Genomic DNA, 4533 nt, shown 5'->3' with positions numbered 1-4533 from the left:
GGGCTCGCCGAGCCCCAGCCCCGACCCGACGGACCCGGGCCCCGGACCCACCGACCCCGGTCCGAGTCCCGGCCCTGACCCGACCGACCCGGGCCCGAGCCCTGATCCGACCGATCCGGGACCCAGCCCCGACCCGACCGGGCCCACCACACCGCCCGACCCCGGCGAGACCGACCCGGGCTGCTCCGGCGAAACCCCGTCCCCGTCCCCGTCCCCGGCGGACCCCGCGCCCACCGAGGCGGGTCCGGGCGGCCAGGACGAGCCCGACGACCCGTGCGCACCGGGGGAGGCAGCCGCGGCCTGAGTCACACCCATTCCCTCTCGTAGGCAGGGAGGGCTGAATTCCGCTTCGCCCTCGGAGCTGCCGGAAAGAGGCGTCGAGAAAAGGGGAGTGACTTTCTGTATCCGCTGGGTACTCGGGCTCTTGAGGGCCCGGGGAGGCCCTCACCTTTTCAGGGAGGGAATGCGATGAAGAAGGTCATTCTGGCTGCGGTTTCGGTTGCTCTGGGGGCGACGGCGCTGGCGGGGTGCGGCGGTGAAGGATCCGATGAAGCGTTCGACGGAAAGAGCGCGGACGCCATCGCCGCCGACGCGGTCAAGGCAACCCGTGACGCGAAATCCCTGCGGATCGTCGGAAAGGCGCAGCAGTCCGGCGGCAACGAGATCGGCATCGACTTCCATGTCGACGACCAGGACCACTGCACGGGCACCATGACCGGACAGGGCGCGGAGGCCGATGTCCTCCAGGTCGGGCAGAGCGTCTACGTGCGGGGTGACGAGAAGTTCTGGCAGAACACGCTGAAGGGGAAGCCCGGCACCGAAGAGGTGGTCAAGCAGGTGCAGGGCAAGTGGGTGGCCTCGGATCCGGCGCAGTCCGGCACGGAGGGGATGTGCGACAAGCAGGCCGCCCTCGCCATGCTGGACAGCGACAAGTCCGAGCGCAAGGGAATGAAGAAGGGCGAGACCACGGAGGTCGACGGCAAGCCGGCGCTGATCCTGGAGAAGGAGCAGGAGGACGGCGAGAAGATCACCATGTACGTGGCCACCGAGGGCGAGCCCTACGTTCTCAAGGCGGTTTCCGAGGGCGGAGAAGCGCCGAGCGAGACGCTGCTGAGCGATTACAACAAGAAGGTCGACGCCCAGAAGCCCGCCGCCGATGAGGTGGTGGATCTGAAGAAGATCAACGCCTGACGCGTTCCGCTTTTCGGGCGCGGAGAAGGGTGGGGAAAAGTAAAGGGCTCCTCCACCAGCGGGTGGAGGAGCCCCCTTTTCGCGGCTCGGTGAGGGAAAAGGGGCGGATCAATTCTGCCCGGGATGGTTGCCCGGCCCCTGCGCGCGGCCGGTCAGCGGGGTGGGCGAGAGGTCCGCCCGCTCCTCGCCCGGCTCCAGCAGGGTGTCCGCCGGTCCGACGATCAGCGGGTCCGGGGTCCCGATGGTCTTCTCGTCCTTGCTGTCGTAGTCGAACCGCCACAGCAGGCTGCGCATCGCCTCGAGCCGGCCGCGCTTCTTGTCGTTGTTCTTCACCACGGTCCACGGCGCGTGCTCGGTGTCCGTGGCCCGGAACATCTCGACCTTCGCGGCGGTGTACTCGTCCCACAGATCCAGCGACGCCAGATCGGTCGGCGACAGCTTCCACTGGCGGACCGGGTCGACCTGGCGGATCGCGAACCGGGTCCGCTGCTCGCTGCGGGAGACCGAGAACCAGAACTTCACCAGCAGCACACCGTCGTCGACGAGCATCCGTTCGAACTGCGGTGCCTGCCGCAGGAAGTGCTCGTACTGCTCCGTGGTGCAGAAGTCCATCACCCGCTCCACTCCGGCCCGGTTGTACCAGGAGCGGTCGAAGAAGACGATCTCCCCGGCCGTCGGGAGCTGGGCCACGTAGCGCTGGAAGTACCACTGGCCGCTCTCGCGCTCGGTGGGCTTCTCCAGGGCGACCACGCGCGCACCACGCGGGTTCAGCCGCTCGGTGAAGCGCTGGATGGTCCCGCCCTTGCCCGCCGCGTCACGGCCCTCGCACAGGACCACCAGCCGCTGCCCGCTCTCCCGGACCCAGCGCTGGAGCTTGAGCAGTTCGATCTGGAGGACGCGCTTGGCACGCTCGTACTCCTTGCGCCGTACCTGTCGGTCGTGCGGGTAGTTCTCCCGCCATGTCTCGATCGGACGGCCCCGGTCGTCCAGCAGGACGGGCTGCTCGGGGCGGCTGCCGTCCACGGTCAGCCCCTTCAGCAGCTCCGCCGGATCGGTCTCCGGTCCCTCGGTCATCGCCCTGGTCTCCCCGCTCGCCTCGTCGTCCACCGGTGCGGGAGAGGGCCCACCCCGCCGCGGGTGGGCCCTCTCCCGCACCCACACGTGCCCCCGGGGCCGCCGTCCATGCGCGCGGCCACGGGTTCAGCCGCCCGCCAGCACCTCGGACAGGTCGTAGGAGACGACCTCCTCCAGCTGCGCGTACGTACAGCTCGCGGGGGACCGGTCCGGTCGCCACCGGCGGAACTGTGTGGTGTGCCGGAACCGGTCGCCCTCCATGTGGTCGTAGGCCACCTCGCAGACCCGCTCCGGGCGCAGCGGCACCCAGGACTGGTCCTTCTTGCCCGTCCAGCGGTTCTGGGTTCCCGGCAGCCGGGACTGCTCGTGCGCCGCCGCGTCCGCCCAGGCGCCCCACGGGTGCTCGGCGAACTCGCAGCGCAGCGGGGCGAGTTCCTCGGCCAGCTCGGCGCGTCGCTTCATCGGGAAGGCCGCGCAGACCCCGACGTGCTGGAGCACGCCACCGGTGTCGTACAGGCCGAGCAGGAGCGAGCCGACGACCGGGCCGCTCTTGTGCTCGCGGTAGCCGGCCACCACGACGTCGGCGGTCCGCTCGTGCTTGATCTTGTACATCACCCGGGTGTCGGGCCGGTACGGCAGATCCAGCGGCTTGGCCACGACCCCGTCGAGCCCGGCCCCCTCGTACCGGTCGAACCACTGCCGCGCGACCTCGATGTCCGTGGTGGACGGGGCGAGGAGCACGGGCGCGGAGGCGCCGGCCAGTGCGGCCGTCAGCACGGCCCGCCGGTCCACCTGCGGGGTGCTCAACAGAGAGGTGTCGTCGACCGCGAGGACGTCGAAGGCGATGAAGCTCGCCGGGGTCCGCTCGGCGAGCATCCGCACCCGGGAGTCCGCCGGATGGATGCGCTCGCTGAGCCGTTCGAAGTCGAGCCGCCCCTCGTGGGCGATGACGATCTCCCCGTCGATCACACAGCGCGGCGGAAGGTTGTCCCGCACGGCGTCCACCAGGTCGGGGAAGTAGCGGGTCAGTGACTTGCCCGTACGGCTGCCGATCTCGACCTCGTCGCCGTCCCGGTACACGATCGCCCGGAAGCCGTCCCACTTCGCCTCGTACGCCATGCCCGGCGGGATCTTGGCCACCGACTTGGCGAGCATCGGCTTCACGGGCGGCATCACCGGCAGGTCCATGGCCCGATTCTGGACCCCGCACCCACCCATGTCGCCCGATGTGCGGCATATGTGCGACCGGCCTACGGTGGCCGTCATGGGAGCAGCGGTGGAGCTGGACGCGGGCGGACGGGCCGTGAGGCTGTCCAACCCGGACAAGGTGTACTTCCCGGAGAAGGGCTACACCAAGAGGGACGTGGCCGAGTACTTCCTGGCCGTCGGCCCCGGGATCACGCGTGCCCTGAACCACCGGCCGACCACGCTCCAGCGCTTCGTGGACGGGGTCGAGGGCGACTTCTTCTACCAGAAGCGCGCCCCGAAGAACCTCCCCGAGTGGATCCCCACCGCCAGGATCGCCTTCCCCAGCGGCCGTCCCGCCGACGAGATCTGCCCGACCGAGCTCGCCGCCGTGATCTGGGCCGCCAACCTCGGCACGCTCACCTTCCACCCCTGGCCGGTGCGGGCCGGGGACACCGACCACCCGGACGAACTGCGCATCGACCTGGACCCGCAGCCCGGCACCGACTACGCCGACGCCGTCACCGCCGCCCACGAGCTGCGCTCCGTGCTGGAGGACCACGGCGTACGCGGCTGGCCCAAGACCTCCGGTGGGCGCGGGATGCATGTCTTCGTGCCGATCGAGCCCGCCTGGACCTTCGTCGAGGTGCGGCGCGCCGCCATCGCCGCCGGGCGCGAGCTGGAGCGGCGGATGCCCGAGCGGGTGACGACCGCCTGGTGGAAGGAGGAGCGCGGCGAGCGGATCTTCGTCGACTTCAACCAGACCGCCCGCGACCGCACCATCGCCTCCGCCTACTCCGTACGCCCCTTCCCGCACGCCCCGGTCTCCGCACCGCTGCGCTGGGACGAGATCGACGACGCCGAACCCCGCGACTTCGACATCCGCACGATGCCGGGACGGTACGCCGAACTCGGCGACGTTCACGTCGACATGGACCAGGAGGCGTTCCGGCTGGACGGGCTGCTGGAGCTGGCCGACCGGGACGAGACGGAGCGCGGGCTCGGCGACATGCCCTACCCGCCGGAGTACCCGAAGATGCCCGGCGAGCCCGCGCTCCGTCCAGCCCAGCCGCGCCCGCCACG

3 protein-coding genes and 2 pseudogenes are annotated in these 4533 nt (G+C 70.5%); 3 read left to right on the top strand and 2 right to left on the bottom strand.

Going from position 1 to position 4533, the window contains the following annotated elements:
- Both D3105_RS35025 and D3105_RS32490 read left to right on the top strand, forming a co-directional pair.
- Positions 1-304 (top strand): annotated as a pseudogene (locus D3105_RS35025) (hypothetical protein); the annotation flags it as partial.
- Positions 305-468: 164 nt separating this feature from the next.
- Entirely contained in the window at positions 469-1191 is a 723-nt protein-coding gene (locus D3105_RS32490; protein WP_118906426.1) for a hypothetical protein, read from the top strand.
- 108 nt (positions 1192-1299) lie between these two features.
- Here the strand turns inward: D3105_RS32490 and ppk2 are convergent, their stop codons facing one another.
- Positions 1300-2265 carry a polyphosphate kinase 2 gene (ppk2, locus tag D3105_RS32485; protein ID WP_118906425.1) on the bottom strand — a complete coding sequence of 322 codons (966 nt, stop codon included), beginning with the start codon at positions 2263-2265 and terminating at the stop codon, positions 1300-1302.
- Between the two features lie 126 nt (positions 2266-2391).
- The gene (locus D3105_RS32480) at positions 2392-3453 is read right to left on the bottom strand and encodes an ATP-dependent DNA ligase (protein WP_118906424.1); all 1062 of its coding nucleotides are present in this window, start codon (positions 3451-3453) and stop codon (positions 2392-2394) included.
- An 88-nt stretch (positions 3454-3541) separates the two neighbouring features.
- Between D3105_RS32480 and ligD the strand changes: the two are divergent.
- Positions 3542-4533 (top strand): annotated as a pseudogene (ligD, locus tag D3105_RS32475) (non-homologous end-joining DNA ligase); the annotation flags it as partial.

Origin of the sequence: Streptomyces globisporus (assembly GCF_003501885.1) — a bacterium.
In the GTDB taxonomy this organism is placed as follows: Bacteria; Actinomycetota; Actinomycetes; order Streptomycetales; family Streptomycetaceae; genus Streptomyces; species Streptomyces globisporus_D.
Note: the sequence above shows the minus strand (reverse complement) of the source record. Positions and strands in the feature narration are given on the sequence as shown.